At 68.1% G+C, this 18,183-nt stretch carries 14 protein-coding genes; 3 read left to right on the forward strand and 11 right to left on the reverse strand.

The window, feature by feature from the left end:
• Positions 1 to 4: 4 nt before the first annotated feature.
• Positions 5 to 1,672 carry a methyl-accepting chemotaxis protein gene (locus NX780_RS16100; protein WP_258828893.1) on the reverse strand — a complete coding sequence of 556 codons (1,668 nt, stop codon included), beginning with the start codon at positions 1,670 to 1,672 and terminating at the stop codon, positions 5 to 7.
• Between the two features lie 229 nt (positions 1,673 to 1,901).
• Between NX780_RS16100 and NX780_RS16105 the strand changes: the two genes are divergently transcribed.
• Together NX780_RS16105 and NX780_RS16110 are read left to right on the forward strand one after the other, a co-directional pair.
• Positions 1,902 to 2,567 (forward strand): outer membrane beta-barrel protein, encoded by a 666-nt coding sequence (locus NX780_RS16105; protein WP_258828894.1) that lies wholly within the window; start codon positions 1,902 to 1,904, stop codon positions 2,565 to 2,567.
• A gap of 67 nt (positions 2,568 to 2,634) precedes the next feature.
• A complete protein-coding gene (locus NX780_RS16110) occupies positions 2,635 to 3,567 on the forward strand; it encodes a DUF3108 domain-containing protein (RefSeq protein ID WP_258828895.1) in 933 nt (310 codons plus the stop codon).
• Between the two features lie 24 nt (positions 3,568 to 3,591).
• On the opposite strand, the gene NX780_RS16115 is transcribed toward NX780_RS16110, so the two are convergent.
• From NX780_RS16115 to NX780_RS16155, 9 genes are all read right to left on the reverse strand, one after another.
• Positions 3,592 to 5,256, reverse strand: coding sequence for a peptide chain release factor 3 (locus tag NX780_RS16115; protein ID WP_258828896.1), 1,665 nt, complete (start codon positions 5,254 to 5,256; stop codon positions 3,592 to 3,594).
• 120 nt (positions 5,257 to 5,376) lie between these two features.
• Positions 5,377 to 9,975, reverse strand: coding sequence for a pilus assembly protein (locus NX780_RS16120; RefSeq protein ID WP_258828897.1), 4,599 nt, complete (start codon positions 9,973 to 9,975; stop codon positions 5,377 to 5,379).
• Between the two features lie 36 nt (positions 9,976 to 10,011).
• The gene (locus NX780_RS16125) at positions 10,012 to 10,611 is read right to left on the reverse strand and encodes a hypothetical protein (RefSeq protein ID WP_258828898.1); all 600 of its coding nucleotides are present in this window, start codon (positions 10,609 to 10,611) and stop codon (positions 10,012 to 10,014) included.
• Positions 10,608 to 11,789 carry a PilW family protein gene (locus NX780_RS16130; RefSeq protein ID WP_258828899.1) on the reverse strand — a complete coding sequence of 394 codons (1,182 nt, stop codon included), beginning with the start codon at positions 11,787 to 11,789 and terminating at the stop codon, positions 10,608 to 10,610. The genes NX780_RS16125 and NX780_RS16130 overlap by 4 nt, the downstream gene beginning before the upstream one ends.
• On the reverse strand, positions 11,786 to 12,235 hold the full coding sequence (locus tag NX780_RS16135; protein ID WP_258828900.1) for a type IV pilus modification PilV family protein: 450 nt from the start codon (positions 12,233 to 12,235) through the stop codon (positions 11,786 to 11,788). Before NX780_RS16135 ends, NX780_RS16130 begins: the two co-directional genes overlap by 4 nt.
• Positions 12,232 to 12,876, reverse strand: coding sequence for a pilus assembly FimT family protein (locus NX780_RS16140; RefSeq protein WP_258828901.1), 645 nt, complete (start codon positions 12,874 to 12,876; stop codon positions 12,232 to 12,234). The genes NX780_RS16135 and NX780_RS16140 overlap by 4 nt, the downstream gene beginning before the upstream one ends.
• Entirely contained in the window at positions 12,864 to 13,292 is a 429-nt protein-coding gene (locus NX780_RS16145; protein WP_258828902.1) for a type IV pilin protein, read from the reverse strand. The genes NX780_RS16140 and NX780_RS16145 overlap by 13 nt, the downstream gene beginning before the upstream one ends.
• 107 nt (positions 13,293 to 13,399) lie before the next feature.
• Positions 13,400 to 14,740 carry a sensor histidine kinase gene (locus tag NX780_RS16150; protein ID WP_258828903.1) on the reverse strand — a complete coding sequence of 447 codons (1,341 nt, stop codon included), beginning with the start codon at positions 14,738 to 14,740 and terminating at the stop codon, positions 13,400 to 13,402.
• 1 nt (position 14,741) lies between these two features.
• The gene (locus tag NX780_RS16155) at positions 14,742 to 15,425 is read right to left on the reverse strand and encodes a response regulator transcription factor (RefSeq protein WP_258828904.1); all 684 of its coding nucleotides are present in this window, start codon (positions 15,423 to 15,425) and stop codon (positions 14,742 to 14,744) included.
• 257 nt (positions 15,426 to 15,682) lie between these two features.
• On the opposite strand from NX780_RS16155, the gene NX780_RS16160 reads away from it, so the two are divergent.
• A complete protein-coding gene (locus tag NX780_RS16160; protein ID WP_258828905.1) occupies positions 15,683 to 16,483 on the forward strand; it encodes a Crp/Fnr family transcriptional regulator in 801 nt (266 codons plus the stop codon).
• On the opposite strand, the gene NX780_RS16165 is transcribed toward NX780_RS16160, so the two are convergent.
• Positions 16,464 to 18,008: a sensor histidine kinase gene (locus NX780_RS16165; protein ID WP_258828906.1), complete on the reverse strand. Its 1,545-nt coding sequence runs from the start codon at positions 18,006 to 18,008 to the stop codon at positions 16,464 to 16,466. The genes NX780_RS16160 and NX780_RS16165 overlap by 20 nt on opposite strands.
• Between the last annotated feature and the right edge of the window lie 175 nt (positions 18,009 to 18,183).

The raw sequence follows: 18,183 nt of genomic DNA on the forward strand, positions 1-18,183 counted from the left end.
TGGTTCATTTGCGGCTGGAGGCCAGCCGCAAGTGCGAACGCTCGTGACGGCGGCGTTCCCTGGGCAAGTCCCGGGGGACGCCGCTTTCTTTTTGCACCTCCGGCGCCGCAGGCGCCTCCGCTTCGTCCAGGCGGAAGGATGCGACCGTCCGCGACAGCGCCAGCGCATGGGTCTGCAGGGTGCGCGCGGCCGCCGCCGCTTCTTCCACCAGCGCGCAGTTGCGCTGGGTGACCTCGTCCATCCGCACGATCGCCTGGTCGACTTCGCGCAGGCGGCTGCCCTGCCCCAGGCTGTCGCCGCGGATGCGGCCGACGATGTCCTCCACGGCGCGCACCGAGCCCGCCACCTGGGCCAGGCTGCTGCCGGCGGCGCTCGCCGAGGCGGCGCAATCGTCGATCTCGGCTACCTGCCGCGTCGCCAGTTCGCGGACCTCGCGCGCGGCGCCGGCTGCGCGCCGGGCCAGCTGGCGCACCTGGGCGGCGGCGTCGGCGAACTCCTTGCCTTCCTCGCCGCCGCGCGCCGCTTCCAGGGCCGCGTTCAGCGCCAGGGCGCCCGCCTCGCAGGCAATCGCGTCGATGGCGGTCGCCACCTCGGCCGCGCGCAGCGCATCTTCCTTCACCGCGGCCATGGTGGCGGCGATGCGTTCGACGTTGCTTCTCCCGAAATGCGCGCTGCTCGCGGCGGTGCGCGCGAGGCCATCGGCGGTGTGCGCGCCGTCCAGGGTGGCCTGCGCGGCCTCGCAAAGCGCGCGCATCGAGGTCGCCGTCTCGCGCAGCTCGCGCTGCCGGTACAGGGTGCGGCCCTGCATGCCGAGGCTTCCCAGCGTGATGTCGCGCGAGGCGCTGCCGATGGTGCGCGCCGATTCGAGCACCGTGCGCAGGGTGCCGCTGAGATTACGGATGCCGGCGTCCAGCGCCCGCGAAGTCTCGCCGATCTCGTCCTTGCCGTAATCGCGCTCGCGGATCGTCAGGTCGCCGCTGGCCAGGCCCAGGGCAGCGGCGCCGATCCCCTGGATCTCGCGCAGCAGCACGCGGCGCACCGCCATCGTGATCGCCAGCGAGACGGCAACGGCCAGCAGGATCACGACCGGCATCAGCACCGCGCTGAGGCGGAAATCGGCGGCGGCGCTGTTCGAGGCCTGCTCGGACAGCTCGCGCTCCAGCGCCGCCAGCATGGCCATGCGCCGGGTCATGAGGGCGAATGCGGCCTCCGGCTTGATCATGGCCGCCGCGCCGATGGTCTCGTCGGAATGCGCCAGCTCGACCACCTCGCGCGCGGCCGCGACGTAGGCCCGGTGGGCCGCTGCCGCCTGATCGACATGGCGGCGTTCCTCGCTGCCCGGCGGGGTCAGGCGCGCCAGCTCCGCGAAAGAACGCTCGATCGCCTCGTGCTGGCGCTTCACGCCGGCAACCAGGCCGTCGATCCGCGGGCGCGAGAAACTGCTGCCGAGCCAGGTGAGGAGTTTGTAGGTGTCCGCATGGACGCGCTGGGCCTGCTCCGCGAGCCCGGCCGCGCTGCGCATCTGGTCAGCGCGCGGGCCGACGATGTCCTGCAGCGAGGCGTGCTGGCGCACCATCGCATAATAGGCCCCGCTCGACAGCAGGACCAGGAGCAGCAGGACGACGCCAGGCGCGAGCAGGAGCTTGGGACCGATCTTCAGGCGCGACAGCATGATGCCTCCCCGATGTTGAACGCGCTCTATTTCCACAGCGCATTCAAACAATCTACGCGGTTCAATTGTGGGAGGATTTGCGGTGGCGCAGACCGGGGCGCGCCGCTTGCGGCAGCGCCCGCCAACATATGCATTTGTGAAACAGTCGCTTACCAATTTGCCATGATTGACAGACCGGCATCCTGTATCCTGTCGCCCGACCGACTTCACCACCACGATGAGGATGCACATGCACGTCAAGGCCTATGTTTTTGTCGCGGGACTGTTTGCCATCGGCGCCCAGGCACAACAGCTCGAGAGCGAGCCGATCGAGACAGCGCGCCTGAGCACCGATGCCAAAGGGCGCTTTGGGCCGCTCGCCGAAGGCTTCAAGCGCTATGAGCCGCTGTACGGCGGGAACGAGGCGGGCAACCCGAATGACCGGCAGTTCACCGGTTTTCGCACCGATCCGCGCCTGGTGCTCGGCTATGCCTTCACCAGGAATTTCGCGATCGAGGCCGGCTATTCCCACCTGCGCGACCGGGGCTTCCACAAGATCGAGCCGGGCCCGGTGGACCAGGCGCTGGCGGCTGGCGCCCTTGGGGTCAAGAGCAATACGACCTATGTCGCGGCCAAGCTCACGGTGCCGCTGAGCGAGCGCCTGAACGCCTATGGCAAGTTCGGCATCGCCCACAGCCAGGTCAAGAACGATGGCCTGCTGCCCCCGGGCGCCACCATGGGCGGCGAACCGCTCGGCACTTCCGGCAAGGGCGCCTATGGGGCGATCGGCGCGCAGTTCAAGGTGAACGAACGCACCACGATCAAGGCCGAAGCCCGCAGCAACGGCAGCGCCAGCAAGTTCGACAGCGTGTCGAATGCCAGCGGCCTGCGGGGCAGCGTCGGCATCGGGTTCTGAGGCACTTCTGATCCGGACGCGCCCCGGTTACACTGGCGGCATGAGAATCGGGAACACTGCAGCCGCCATGCTTGGCCGGCACGCTCGCCTGCTGGCCCTGTGCGGCCTGTCCCTGCTGCTGCACCTGATCGTCATCGCCTGGCTGGAAACCCGGATCTCGGCGCCGCTGCCCCTCATCGGCAACCCGGCGCTGGCCGTGCGCCTGACCGACGTGACACCTGTGGCGCCGGCACCTGCCGCCCCCGCCGCCGCACTTCCCTCCCCCATGCCGGCCTTGCCCGCTCCCGCACCGGTACAGGCCAGCGTCGAAGCGGCGCCTGCCCCTGCCCGCCCGGCACCTCCGCAGCCGGCAGGCGGCGTCGCCGCGGCCGAAATGCCGAGCCGCTATCGTGTCACGGTGCCGCCCAGCGCGACGCTCCGCTACGCGCTGCGTAGCGCCGACGGCAGCGACGGCGAAGCCCTGCTCGACTGGCAGACCGATGGCGTGAACTACCGCCTCGCCCTCGACGGCATCACAGGGGCGATCGAGAGCGAAGGCGGCACCGACGACGCCGGCATCGCACCGCTGCGCGCCCGCTACCGCCTCGGCGCCGGCAGCGCCGCCATTGCCTTCGAGCGCGAGCGCGGCGCCATCGTGCTCGAGAGCCTGGGCCGCAGCGTGCAGGACACGCCGGGCAGCCAGGACGGCGCCAGCGTGCTGATGCAGCTGGCCGGCATCGGACTGGCCGACCCCGACCAGCTGCAGGACATGGTCGACATCTACGTGGGAAGGCTGGACGGCGCCGCGGTGGAGCGCTTCCAGGTGCTGGGGAAGGAAACGGTGGAGACGCCGCTGGGCGCGATGGAGACGCTGCACCTGGCGCGCGCAGGCGCGGCGCGCCTGGAAGTGTGGCTGGCCCCGGAACAGGGCTGGCTGCCGGTGCAGCTGCGTGCGACCGCGCCGGACGGCAGCGTGCGCACGCAGGTGGTGAAGGAGATCAGGCGGGCGCCGGCGCCATAGCCCGCTGCCGCCGGCCGGGCGCGATCACGCCAGCTTGGCGGCGTGCTCGCGGGTGGCGTGGAAGGTCAGCTTCGGCCAGCGTTCCTGGGTCAGGCGCAGGTTGACGCCTGAGGTGGCCAGGAAGGCCAGGTTGCCCGCCGCGTCGTAGGCGACCTGGTGGCCGAGCTGGTTCTCGAAGTCCGACAGCGATTTCTTGTCCTCGCTCGAGACCCAGCGCGCGCTGCTGATGCTGCTGCTCTCGAAGACCGCGTCGACGCCGTACTCGTTGAGCAGGCGACTGGCGACGACTTCGAACTGCAGCACGCCGACCGCGCCGAGGATCAGGTCGGAGCCAAGCACCGGCTTGAAGACCTGGACCGCGCCTTCTTCGCCCAGCTGCTGCAGGCCCTTGTGGAGCTGCTTGACCTTCAGCGGGTTGCGGATGCGCACCGTGCGGAACAGGTCAGGCGCGAAGTACGGGATGCCGGTGAACGTCAGGAGCTCGCCTTCCGAGAAGCTGTCGCCGATCTGCATATTGCCGTGGTTCGGCAGGCCGATGATGTCGCCCGCGTAGGCTTCCTCGACCTGTTCGCGGCTCGATGCCATGAAGGTCACCACAGACGAGAGCTTCACTTCGCGCCCGAGGCGCAGGTGCTTGACCTTCATGCCCTTCTCGAAACGGCCCGAGCACACGCGCAGGAAAGCGATGCGGTCGCGGTGGGCCGGGTCCATATTGGCCTGGATCTTGAAGACGAAGCCCGAGAACTTCGGCTCGGTCGGCTCGACCGCGCGCACGGTGGCGTCGCGTTCGCGCGGGGCCGGGGCCCAGTCGACCAGGGCCGAGAGGATCTCGCGCACGCCGAAATTGTTGATCGCCGAACCGAAGAAGACCGGCGTCTGCACGCCCGACAGGAAGCGCTCCAGGTCGAACACGTGCGAGGCCCCGTGCACCAGCTCCACTTCCATCTTGAGCTGCTCGATCTCGAGCGGGAACATCTCGGCCAGCTTCGGGTTGTCGATGCCCTTGACGATCTCGAAGGCGCCGTCGGCCTTCTCTTCGCCGGCCTTGAACAGCATGATCTCGTCCTTCAGCAGGTGGTAGACACCGCGGAAGTTCTTGCCCATGCCGATCGGCCAGGTGACCGGGGCGCACTCGATCTTCAGCACCGACTCGACCTCGTCCAGCAGTTCGAGCGGATCGCGGGTCTCGCGGTCGAGCTTGTTCATGAAGGTGACGATCGGGGTATCGCGCATGCGGCAGACGTCGAGCAGCTTGATGGTCTGCTCTTCCACGCCCTTGGCCGCGTCGATCACCATCAGGGCCGAGTCGACCGCCGTCAGCACCCGGTAGGTGTCTTCCGAGAAGTCCTGGTGGCCCGGGGTGTCGAGCAGGTTGATCACGTGGTCGCGGAATTCGAACTGCATCACCGAGGACGCGACCGAGATGCCGCGCTGCTTCTCGATGTCCATCCAGTCCGAGGTCGCGTGGCGGCCGCTCTTGCGGCCCTTGACGGTGCCGGCGAGCTGGATCGCGCCCGAGAACAGCAGCAGCTTCTCGGTCAGCGTGGTCTTGCCCGCGTCGGGGTGGGAAATGATGCCGAAGGTGCGGCGGCGCTGTACTTCGCGCCCAATCTGGCCGGCCTGGCGGCTGGTGGTGCTGTCGGCGCCGGCGGCGCTGTCGTCGGCGGTGAAATCGGTGTCGTTGGCCATAGTCGAGCCTTGCAAAGCGGCCCTGGTAAGAAAACCCTCGATTTTACCGATTCCGGCGCATGCCGTGTGAGTTTTCGCCCCCCGGTCGTGCGGGCCGGGGCGCGAAACCTTGTCAGTTCCTCATTCGTGCACCCGGCGCACGCCCGAGCGGCGGGTCGGCACCTTCTTCGGCGGCGGATTGCCCGCCCGGATGAAGCCGCCGGTGGCCGGCGTGGCGATCGTGTGGGTCGACCCGTCCGACAGCCCGATGGTGATGAAGCCCACCACGCCGGCATTGTTCGACAGGGTCTTGCCGGCGTACTCATCGACCGCCTTGCCCGTGCACAGGTCGAGGCCGTAGATATTGGCCGTGCCGCCCACCGAGCAGGACGAAGACGAGCTCGGGATGTTGGTGACGACCGTGAGCGTGCCCTGCACGATGGCGGGATCCAGGTTGACGCGCTCGCCCGCGTTGCGGTCAAAGTCCACGTACCAGCCGGCGTGCTTGCTCAGGTCGACGTCGCCGCCGCTGATCGTGTACAGGTCGCCCGCCGCGCCGCTGGTCTTGGCCAGGGTCTGCTTGACCATGCTCGAGGAGGTCCGCCATTGGGCGGCGCTGATCGGCACCCCGGTGTCACTCAGCACATAGGCCGACTGCACCGCGGTGTTGGCGATGTCGCCGATGTCGAGCAGGCGGCCGGTGCCGAAGGTCACCACGCGCTGGGTGTCGGGCGTGGTGGAGCCGTCGCTCCCCACGCGGTCGACGCGGCACAGCGCCACGTCCGGACGGGTGGTGATCGGCTGGTTGGTGCCGGCGTCGCCCATCTTGATCATGCGTACCGTGCCGGGGCTGGTGAAATCGAAGCGCCACATCTGGCCCAGGTTGTCGCCGCCGTAGACGTAGGTGACCAGCGGGTCCATGACCGGGTTGTCGGTGATCGCGGTAATCTTGGCGAAGCCGGACGGGGTCGCGGTGCTGCCGGAGCCGGTGGTGATGCGGTCCAGGACCTTGCCGTTGGCGACGTCGACCACGAGCAGGTATCCCTTGCCGGTGCCGGTATTGACGCCGTCCGTGCCCGGGATGTTGTTGTAGCCCGAGGTCAGGAACACCACCCAGGTCTCCTCTCCGCTGGCGTTCTTCCAGGTGCCGAACTGCGGATTGCCGAAGGACAGGCCGATCTCCTCCTCGAGATTGATGCCGCTGCAGACACTGGCGTCCGCGCACAGTTCCCACAGCCCCTTCGGGTCCGCCGGATCGGTGATGTCGATCGCGTAGTAGCCGCGTCCGCCCGCGTTCAGGCCGCCGACCAGCACGGTACGCCAGACGCCGTTGATCTGCACGTCCGCCGCTTCCGGCGAGCCGTCCACCGTGTACTGGTGGTTGACGCCATAGTTGACGCTGGCCTGCAGGTGCAGCTTCTTCATCGTGATGCGCGGCACATAGGCCCACAGCTCTTCGCCGTCCTCGGCCGCGAAGGCGTGCAGCATGCCGTCGTTGGCCGCGACGTAGACCATGCCCGGACGGTCGGCGTTGTCGACCTTGAAGGCTTCGTAGCCTGGGCGCGAATACAGTTTGCGCGGGTCGCGCACGAAGGCCGGCTTGGCCGAGGCGATGTCGCCCAGCACCACCGGCACCGTCGTGCTCATGCCCTGCGGGATGGTCTCCGAACGCGCATAGGCGCGCAGGATGGTGTCGTCGGCATACTGCTGCTGGCCGCGCAGCCAGTCGATGATGGTGGCGCCGCTGTTGACGAGGGCCCGGTTGGCGCTCGACAGGTTGGCGCACTGCGACAGTGCGGCGCACTTGTTGTCGAACCAGCTCTTCTCGGTCGGTCCCATATTGCCGTAGTCGAAGTCCTTCAGGGTCTTCGTGCCCACGTCGAGCATCAGGATGCGGCGCGAGTCCGACTCCTCGCCCACCTTGCGGCCGACGATGTTCGACGAGTTCCACACCTCGGTCGTGCCGACGTCGCCGGTGACCGGATCGATCTTGCGCTTGGCGAGCTGGCCGAACCATTTCACCGTGGTGAAGGTCGCCGAATAGATGTCGTTGTCGTACTGCGAGACGTTCGGGGTCGAGGTTGCCGAGGCCGCCGCGGCGCCGGATTTCACTTCGATGTTCGACAACGCCGAGCGCAGCCCGTCGACCACCTGCAGCGGGTCGGACGCCGAGAAGTACTTGCCGTGGCCGTTGATGGCCGCGTGCCACAGGTCGTCCACGCGCGACTGGTAGGCGGCCGAGCCGCTGTTGTCGCCGGTCTTCGGATCCGGCCACACGTAGGCGCCGCCGCCGTTCCACGGGCAACCGCTGGTCACGCCCGTGATCAGCTTGTGGAAGTCGCCGCCGGGCGTCGCCGCGGTGTCGTAGTTCGGCTCGTAGTTCATGATGCCGTCCACGCCCAGGCCGAGGGTATAGGTCTTCATGTGCAGGCGGGTGTTCTCGCCCGGGGCGGCCGGCACCAGGCCCGGCTTGGACCAGTCTTCCATGGCCGGGCGCAGCGAGGTCGTGCCGTCGTTGGAGCCGCCGTTGTACCAGTACAGGGCGACGTCGGCCAGGGAATTGGCGGTCTGGGAGCTGGCGTCCACGCAGCCTTTCGAGCGCAGGCAGAAGCGGCTGGCGCTTTCCTCTTCGTCGTTGCTGACGACCGTGGCCGCGGCATTGCCGTTCCAGTAGCCGTCGGTGGTCACGATGGTGAAGTTCTGCTGGCAGGGGAACTTCACGACCTGGTTGTCGGCATCGAAGTTGTAGGGCGCCTGGTTGGCGTACAGCTTGCCGATCGCATGCAGGGCCTGGCGGATCGGGGTCGACTGGCTGCCGTTCATCGCATACAGCTTCTCATACCAGAGGCCACGATGGGTGCCCGAAAAACGGTCCGGCTTCATCATCGTGCCTTCGGCCGCCGCGCTCGACAGCGACACCAGGCCGACGTTGTAGTTGTCGCCGATCGGCTGGAAGGCCTGGCCCACCGTGGTCTTCATCATCTGGTTGCGCGTCTTGTAGTAGGCATACCAGTTGGCGAAGTTGGTCATTTCCTCGTCGTAGGTGCAGGTGTCGCCCGCGCAGTCCGTGCGGTTCACGCTCTTCGGATAGCTGTTGCGGGTCGGGACGATGTCGGTGCGCACGAAGACGGAGGCGCCCAGTTCCGTGGTCGATGTCGGAATACCGTCGCTGACGGCGGCGCTGACGGAAAAACGCAGATAGGTCGTCCTGCCACTCGTGTTATTGCTCGGCAGGTTGACGCCGATGTTCTTGCCATCGGCGTCGGCGGCGCTGTCGACCAGGCACAGCGTGGTACTCGGCTGGGCCATGCAGACCGCGCCGCTGCCGCTCTGGCCGCCGACCCAGGCGCGGACCGTGCCCCTGGTGCCGATCTTGTCGCGGATCGCGGCCGCCACGCTGGCCGCGCCGATGCCGCGGTTGAAGGTGAGGCTGGTGCTGAACATGTTCACGCCGCCATAGGTCAGCTGCGACAGCACCTGGTTCCTGGTCGGGTTGGTGCTCCCGCTGATGGCCAGCAGCGCGGTGGCCGCCGTGCCTGACGAAACCTGCAGCGAGGTGCCGGCGCGGCTGCCGTCCTTCACCAGCGTGCAGGGGCCGACCGACTTGCCGACCGTCCCGGCCGGGCAGCTGATCGGCACCACGGCCACGATGTTGTTGCTTTCGAGGTTGATGCCGAAGCTCGAGCAGGCCGGCACCCCGCCGGACGGAGTCTTCACACAGGCCGTGAAAGGCTGGGCCAGGCCGGACTTGGCGATGATCGAGGCCGCCAGGGCGTTGGCCACGGTCTGCTGCTTGGTCGTCGTATTGGTGCCGCTCGAGGCGGTGACGGCGGTATTCGTGATCACCACCGAGCCGCTGGCGCTGGTCGCGGTGACGCTGTTCAGGGTCACCGAGGCGGTGCCGCTGGAGGCGCCGATGGTGATGGTGCCGTACCACTCGGCCGGACGGTTCGGGTCCGAGAAGCGCGGATACTTGAAATTGCCGACGTACTTGGCCTGGCAGTTGCCGAGGGCGCGGGTGTCGCACCAGCGCACCCGCGCCGGATAGGGATAGCCGCTTGGTGCGGCCGCGTTCACGGCGGTGACGCGGCAGTTGGTCAGCGCCTGGTCGCTGCAGTATTCGGCGACGTTGATCAGGTAGTAATAGGGGTTGGCGGTGAAGCTCTGGGCGGTGTAGCGCTCGTCGTTCGGGTAGACGTAGCCGCTGACGTTGGCGCTGCAGTTGCCGTCACCGTCGCACCAGCGCAGGTCGGGGAAGCCCGTCGCCAGGTTGGTGTTGGACACGCCGGCGCCGGTCAGGTCGGTCCGGTTGACGCCGAAACCGTCGGTGGTGACCGAGGCCCAGCCATTGGTGGCGCTCCGGTTCTGGCTCTGGTAACTGCTGCCGTCGGCGCGGACGGGCGGTGCGAAGCGCACCCGCGGGTCGTAGTACTGGCGGTTGAAGTCGGGGCTGGCGAATGGCGGGTCGCCGATGCGGCAGCCGCGGGTGCCGCCGGACATGGTCTCGCGCGAGCGGCAGGTGGTGCTGTCGTCGACGTAGTCGGGCGTGAAGGCGCTGCTCATCGAACCCGAGTTATCGTAGAGGAGCATCAGGTTCGGTTTCACCGTGCCGCTGCCGGTCATGTTCAGCAGCGGAAGGTTGGCGATCTCGGTCGGCCCGGCGCCCGCAGGCGCGATGGGGCCGGAAAGCAGCAGGGACGCCGCCAGCGCGGACAGGATGCGGGAAGAGATGCGGTTCATGCGCGCTCCGTTCTTGATGTTCTGTAGGGGCCCAGGCTAGATCGCCATCAGGACCACCATCTGGGTGATCACATTGCCGCCACGCGGCCCGTCGATCCGGGCCGTGATCACGAAGTGGGTCTGCGGCACGCCGTTGAACAGGGCGCCGTCGGTCTTCATGCTGTCGCCGATGCGCACCGCGTTCCCCAGTTCGGCGGTGTTGGCGGTGGTCCGGACGCAGTAGTTATTGGGCGCATTGGTGGGCGACGCCAGGGTGCACATGCGGTGGATCACGTAGCGGATCGTGTTGCCCTTGCCATCGTCCACCAGGCGCGAGCCGTCCCAGAATTCGCCCGAACGCACGCTCAGCCGCGGGTTCATGGTGGCGCGGTAGCCCTGGCCCGCCACGTTGGCGTTGAGCGTCGCACGGTTCGCCGATGCGGTCTGGCTCAGCCACTGGAAGCCGGTGTGCAGGCCGAAGTCCGTGGCGCGCGCCAGCTGGGCGTCATAGGCCAGGTTGGCGGCCGTCAGCGTGGTCGAATTGCTGGAGCGGAGCAGGTAGATGCTCGAGACCAGCAGGATCAGGAGCATGATCAGCATCACGGGCAGCGCGATCCCGCGCTGGCCTGGCCGTGGGAATGGACGTAGCGGTTTCATGAGGAGGTCGGCCTCCAGCCCGCGTTGCGCAAGGGGACGATGGTCTCGAAGACCCGGTAGCGGTAGCAGCGCCAGTCCACCGTATCGCCGGCGACGGCGACCTCCACCTGGACCGGCGCGGTATTGCCATTGTCCGCGCCGAGGGTCGCGAACACGGTCGGCAGCGCCGGGGTGGCGGTGCACTGGCCGGTCGCGGCATTCGGGCGTTCCGGATTCTTCGAGCGCGCCACCACGGCGATGCGCAGCGCGGCGATACGGGTGTAGTCGCCGGCGCCGGCGGCCACGCCGTCACCGTCGGCATCGATCATGTCGGTCGACCAGGTGCTCACGCGCATGCCGGTCTCCGGCTCGAAGGCGGTGCCGAGGCGGGTGTCGAGCCCATACTGCGCCTTGAGCGCGACGATGTTGTCGGCCACCGCCTGCGAGGCCTGGCCGGAACCCGCCAGGTCGGTGGCGGAGAGGCGCAGGAAGCCGCGCTCCACCGACCAGGTGCGCAGCGCCAGGCTGGCGGCCGGACCGAGGTTGAAGACGCGCGCCGCTCCCGCCCTGTACTGGTCGCCGAGCGCGCCGCTGTTGAAGCGGTAGCCCGCGCCGCCGATCATCACGAACTGGTCGGCGGGAGGCGCCGGGACCAGGTCGATGTCGTTCGAGATCTGGGCGATCGAGCACTTGCCGCCCTTCTTTTCCGGCGCCACCAGGATCACGTCCCCCTGGGTGAAGCCGTAGGGCCGGCGGTCGACGGTGAGCTGGGTGCCGCCGAGATAGTCCTGCAGGAGACGCATGATGCCGGTGCCGGAGGGCGAGCTGCCGGCATACAGGCTGAGGCGGTCGGAGCCGGCGCCGCCGTTCTCGATGACGGCGGCGGCCAGCGGCCGCACGGTCACGCCGCCGCGCTGGACCGGGGCCAGCTGGAACTCCTCGCTGTCGGTCAGCACGGTGTCGCAGCCGGCGATCAGCGGCTCGTTGATGCCGAAGCCGGCATATTCGGCGTCGCCGCTGATCGAGAACATCGCCAGCATCCCGTTCTGCATCGAATCCGAGCCGCCCAGCGCGGCTTCCTTGTTCTTCTGCGAGTCGGTCATCAGGCGGGTGGCGAAGATCACGGCCAGCAGGCCGATGACGACGCTCACCATCAACTCGACGAGGGAAAAGCCCTTGTCCTTGCGCTGGATGCTCATTCGGCCCCCGCCACGTAGGAAACGATGCGGTGGGTATTCAGGGGCGTGTCGGCCTTGCGGCGCCAGCTGATCCTGATGTCGACCACCGAGGGCGCGGCCACCGCGACCGGAGCGGCAACGCCGACCGTGATCGAAGCGCCCGGGATCAGGCGCGTGGTCTCGGCATGCCAGGCCGCCAGGCGCGCCGGCGGCACGGCGCCGGCGGCGACCTTGTATTCGCCGATGTTGGCGATATCGGTGTTCATCACGCCGAGCAGCTTGTTGGCGGCGATCGCCGCCTCTGCGCGCAGGCCGGCGTCGGCCAGCGCCGACACCGAGCGCGCCTGCAGGCCCACGGTGCCGATCACGCCGATGGCGAGGATGACGATGGCCAGCAGCGCTTCGAGCATGGCGATGCCCCGCTGGGCGCGGGCACGCATGGGAAATGGCGAACGTGGATGCGTCATTCGGGGCACCTGCGCGAATCGTTGTCGGCGGCGTTCGGTTCGCACTTGGCGGCGACGCCGGCCAGGGTCAGCACCACGCTGGTGGCGCGGAAGTCGTTGCTGCCGGCGTTGGCGGGCGCCGTCAGGTCGATGCGCATCATGCGGCTGGCGCTGCGGGTATCGACCCAGCCCAGCGGCGTGAAGTAGACGGCGGTGTCGCCGTCCGGGCCCGGGGTCACGAGCACGCGGGAGCGCGGAGGCAGCGCATCGGCGTTGCGGGCGATCGATTTCACCCCTGCTCCGGCATCCTGCGCGGCCTTGACGGCGGCCGTGGTCGTGGACCAGTTGCCGGTGGCGTCGCTGCAGGGCGCATCCGGGGTCGGGAAGCAGACGTCGACCTGCCAGTCGTACTGGCCGCTCGCCGCGTTCGGGCTCAGGACCAGGCGGCTGGCGCTGTTGTTGGCCAGGGCCTGGGCGCGCGCCAGCGTAAAGCCTTCGGCGTAGAAGCCGCCGGCGGCGTTGGCCTTGGCGGCGGCCAGCCAGTCGCTCATGCGCGGCACGCCGATGGCCAGCATGATGGCCATGACGGCCAGCACCACCATCGCCTCGACCAGGGTGAAGCCGAGGGCGCGCATGGCCTGCGTCCGCATCACTGCGCGCATGTGCCTTCCTTGCGGTCGACCCAGCATCCGGCGTTGGCCGTCCAGCCGCTCGGGACGGCGGTGGTGGCGCGGTTGCCGTTCTGGTCGAGGGTAAAGGTGAAGCCGGCGGCGCCGTTACGACCGGTGGCGGTGAGCAGATAGGCGCTGGCGGAGGACGTCGTCAGGGCGAAGGTGAAGTTCTGGGAAGCCGGCGGCATCTGCCCGGCGGCAGTGTCGAACCCGGCGTAGGTCCGCTCGTTCGACCAGTGCTGCTCGAGCTTCGGCTGGGCGCCGGACAGGCCAGTGAAGGCCTCGGACAGGCGCGCACGCATCATGTAGCCGTTGTAGGACGGCAGGGCGATGGCCGTCAGGATGCCGATCACGACCACCGCGATCATGATCTCGATGAGGGTGAAGCCGGCCTGGCGCTTGTGCATGCTGTTCTCCTGAGGGAATGTTTCCATGCGGCATCATACCGCAGCAAGCTTGCATTTCCCTGAGGAAAAGCTGACAAATTCCTGACAGGCGCACAGGCGCCGTCTTCTCAGGCCGGCGGAAAACGGACGGTGAAGCGCGCGCCGCGTCCCTCCAGCCCGCTGCCCAGCTGCACGGCGCCACCATGCAGGGCGGCGATATCGCGCACGATGGCCAGGCCCAGGCCGCTGCCGCTGCTGTGCTCGTCCAGGCGGACGAAGCGCTCGAACACCCGGGCCCGCTTTTCCGGCGCAATACCGGGTCCGGAATCCTCGACCTCGAACAGCGCGGCATCAGGCGTGGCGCCGCAGCGCACGGTGACAATGCCCCCTTCCGGCGTGTAGCGCAGCGCATTGTCGACCAGGTTGTCGACCAGGTCGCGCAGCATGTGGCGGTCGCCTGCAAGCGGGCACGGGGCCAGTTCGAAGCCGAGGTCGATGTCCTTGCGTGCGGCCTGCTCGACGAAAGGCTGGACGGCTTCGGCGACGATGTCGGCCAGGTCGAGGGGGGCGAGCCGGGCGCGCGCCAGGCGGTCCGGCCCCGCGCGCTCGAGAGAAAGGAGCTGGTTGGCCTGGCGGATCATGCGTTCGTTGGCGGCCAGCAGCAGCTCGACCACCTTGATGCTCTCCGGATCGTCCCGGTGCCGGCCGGCCAGCCATTCGAGCTGCAGGCGCAGGCCGGCCAGCGGCGTGCGCAGCTGGTGGGCGACGTTCGCGCGGAAGTCGTCCTGGGCGCGGCTGCCGGCGGCGATCCGCTCGAGCAGGGCATTGAAGGCGTTGACCAGGGGAGCCAGTTCGCGCGGCATGCCGGCATCGTCGAGCGGGGCCAGGTCGCCGCTCCCGCGCGCATCGAGGCGGGCGCGCAGGCGCGCCAGCGGCGCCAGGCCATTGCCGACCGAGAACCACACGAGGCCAATCAGCGCCAGGCTGAACAGCACTTCGAGCAGCACCAGGGCCCGCAGGATGGCCGAGCGCACCTGCTGCCGCTGCACCAGGGTGCGGGCGACGCCGACCTCGACCGGGCCTTGCGGACTGGCCACCAGCACCGTGGCCGCACGTACCGGCTGGCCGTCGATGCTGGCGTCACGCACGGAGCCGGCCGCGCCCAGCTGCGGAAAGGCCGGATCGCCGGCGAGCACGCGGCCGCCCTTCAGGCGCACCACGAACCAGCTGGCGTCAGGCGCGCCCGCGCCGAGCAGGCGGCCGGCCGCGGCCGGCGCGTCGACCTCTACCCTGCCGCCGTCGATGCGCAGGCGGGCGGCCAGGCCGGTGGCGGCGTCGAGCAGGCCCTGGTCGAAGGCCAGCTGGGCCGGGGTCCAGGCCAGCAGGTAAGTCAGGCTGGCGGCGAGCAGGTTGAAGACCAGGATGGGGAGCACCAGCCACTTCAGCAGGCGCAGGCGGATGCTGCCCACCCTAGGTGCTCGCCGCTTCGAGCAGGTAGCCGAAGCCGCGGATGGTGCGGATCGCGACCCCGGCGCCTTCCAGCTTGAGGCGCAGGCGCGAGACGTAGACCTCGACCGCGTTCAGGGTCAGGTCTTCGCCCCAGGGCGCGATGGTGTCGATGATCTGCTGCTTGGAGACCACCCGCCCGGCCTGCTGCAGCAGGTATTCGAGCACGGCCCATTCGCGCGCCGACAGTTCCAGGACGCGCTCCTTGACGCGCGCGCGCCGGGCGGCGCTGTCGAGCACGAGGTGGCCGAGCCCGAGCTGGGCGGGCGGCGGGGCGTGGCGCCGCGCCAGGGCGCGGATGCGCGCCACCAGTTCCACGGTGGCGAAGGGCTTGACCAGGTAGTCGTCGGCGCCGGATTCGAGCCCCCGCACCCGATCCTCGACGGCGTCGCGGGCGGTCAGCAGGAGGACCGGCAGCCGGCTGCCGCGGGCACGCAGGCGGCGCAGCACCTCGAAGCCGTCGATGCCGGGCAGGCCGATGTCGAGGACGAGGACGGCGTGTACGCCGGGGTTTGCCGCCTGCAGGCGCGCGTCGGCGGCGAGGCCGTCGCGCAGCAGCTCGACCTGCATGTCCTGCACCTGCAGGGCGCGGACCAGCCCATCGGCCAGCACGGCATCGTCTTCGACCAGCAGGAGCGGCAGGGGCATCGGCGCAAGGGGGAAAGTGAAAGGCCCATTATGCGCGATTTAATTGCCTGAGCCAAACAAAAAGAGATATCAGAACGACATCTCTCCAGTAGGACTGGGCTGACAAGAGACCATGGGGCAAGCCTACACAGGGGCGACTGCCAGTCTTATGTTCGGCAACGGACTATAGCTTTAATGTACACACATCGCGATGAGGCAAAGAAAAACAGCCGCATGGATCGCCCCCCGATGCACGTTAGAGATAAAGAGGACAACAAATGAACAACACTCAACTTGGTGGTACGCAGAAACTGCAACACAAGATTCCAGCCACGAGTGAGACTGTGAAATCCGCGTCCCGCCCCGTTGTCAGCTATAGCGGCACCCAGCAGAACGAACTGCTCGGCGCCCTCCCCCGCCAAGACCTGGAAACCCTGTTCGAGCACCTGGAACTCGTCCCTCTGCCATTCGGCAAGGAGTTGTTCGAGTATGGCAGCAAATTGGAATACGTGTATTTTCCGACCACGGCAATCGTGTCGCTGCTGTATGTGATGGAAGACGGCGCCACCACCGAGATCGCGGTGGTCGGCCACGAAGGCGCGGTCGGCGTGTCGCTGTTCATGGGCGAACGCGCCACCTGCAGCGCCGTGGTGCAGAGCGCCGGCTACGGCTACCGCCTGAAAACCCAGTACCTGCGTGACGCCTTCAACCGCGGCGGCGCCCTGCCCCAGCTCTTGATGCGCTACACCAACGCCCTGTTCGCCCAGATGGCGCAGAACGCCGTCGGCGGCCGCCACAGCTCGATCGAGCAGAAACTGTGCCGCTGGCTGCTGGACCGCCTGGACCGCTCGGCCAGCAACGAGCTGAAAGTGACCCAGGAACTCATCTCGATCATGCTGGGTGTGCGCCGTGAAAGCATCACCGCCGCCGCCGGCAAGCTGCAGGATGAAGGCCTGATCCAGTACCGCCGCGGCAATATCACCGTGCTGGACCGTGCGGGCCTGGAAGAATACGCCGGAGAATGCTACAAGGTCGCGAAGTCGGAATACGACCGCCTGCTCATGGATGTGGCGCGTTGATCGGCGACTCGCCGGCCACCATCGGGTTGGCCGGCGGTTTTGCTGAAAGGCCGCTCGACGCCGTCCCCGGCAAACCCGGTGGCGGCGTTGTCGTTTCAAGGCCAGGCGCGATGGACGGAGCGCTCGCCGCCCCCTCGCCTCCCGGCGCCGCCTTCGGCAGCCAGGCGCGCACGCAGGTGCCGACATTGTTCACGCCGCGCGTCACGCTGAGCGTACCGCCCAGCAGCAGCGCACGTTCGCGCATGCCCAGCAGGCCATGCGACTTCGACTTGGCCATGGCGTCCGGCGGGATGCCGATGCCGTCGTCCGTGATTTCGAGGTCCCAGCCGTCCGGCTCGCGGGTCAGGTTGACGATCACGGAGCGCGCCTTCGCATACTTGGCGATATTGTTCAGGGCTTCCTGGGTGACACGGAACAGCGCGATCGCCTGCATGGGGCCGGCCGCATCGGCCTCGTGGTCGATCAGGGCGTCGCAGTCGAGGGCCGTGACGCGCGCGTAATCGGCGCAATAACTCTGCAAGGCGGCCGACAGGCCCATATTGTCGAGCAGACTCGGACGCAGGTTCTCGATGATGCGGCGCTTGAGCTGGACCGTGTCGACCAGGGTCCTGCGGGCGCGGCCCAGCATCGTGACCAGTTCCGGGTGGCTGCCCTTCAGTCGTTCGCTGACCGAGCTCATGTCCATGCCGATCGCGGTGAGGTTCGCCCCCATCTCGTCGTGCAGTTCGCGCGCCAGGCGCGACTTCTCTTCTTCCGAGACGCGGATCAGGTGGCGCGACAGCACCGACAGCTGCTCGGTACGCTCGGCCACGATGGCTTCCAGGCTGTCGTTGGTCTGCTGCAGCGCGCGCTCGGCTTCGAGGCGCAGGCCGAAGCTGCGCTGCACCAGGTTATAGAAGAGCAGGATGACGAGGATGGCGGCGGCATTGATGCCCACGCCCGACAGCACGGTACGGCGCGACTGCTCATAGAAGGCGGCGGTGCGCGCGGCCAGCAGTTCGTTCTGCTCGCGTGTCATGATCACGACCTGCAGGCGGATCTCGTCCATCTCGCCGCGCGCATCGGCCGCCGCCGAGATGGCGACGATGTCGACCAGGCCGCCCTGGCGGTAAACTTCGAGCGACTGGTGCATGAGGCCGAGCTTCTTCTGCACGAGCGAGCGCAGCTGGGCCAGGTTGCGGGTCTGCGAGGGGCTGTCGGCCAGCAGCACGCTCAGTGCGCGCAGCTGGTTGTCGATCTGCTGGGGCGCTTCGCGCAGTGCGCCGAGGTTGACTTCCGAACCCGACAGAAAATAGCCGCGCAAGCCGCTTTCGGCATCGGTCACGAGCAGGTTCAGGTACTGGAGTTCGTCGGAAACCCGCGCGGTCTGGGCCTGCAGGGCATTCGCCGAGCGCAGGTCGTCGAGGTTCCGGATGAGGAAGACGCCATTGATGACGAGGATGATCACGCACGCCACGCACAGCAAGGTCTTGGAGAGCGGCAAACCGCGCAACCGCTTGCCGTCGAAGGCAGTGGAAAAGTACATGGGCTTCCTTTCGCGCAACTGATGCCGTCCGGGGGATTATAGTCGCGTTAGCGAAATGTTGCACCGCCGCGAAGGTGGAATTCACGGTTGGGTTGCATACAGGTCACAGCGCTTTCCCGCGGAAAAGCAAGAGCATTGCACTGGCGCCTCGCCTGCACAGCAGGCATCGAGGGCA

This window comes from Massilia agri, assembly GCF_024753255.1.
GTDB classification, from domain to species: domain Bacteria; phylum Pseudomonadota; class Gammaproteobacteria; order Burkholderiales; family Burkholderiaceae_D; genus Telluria; species Telluria agri.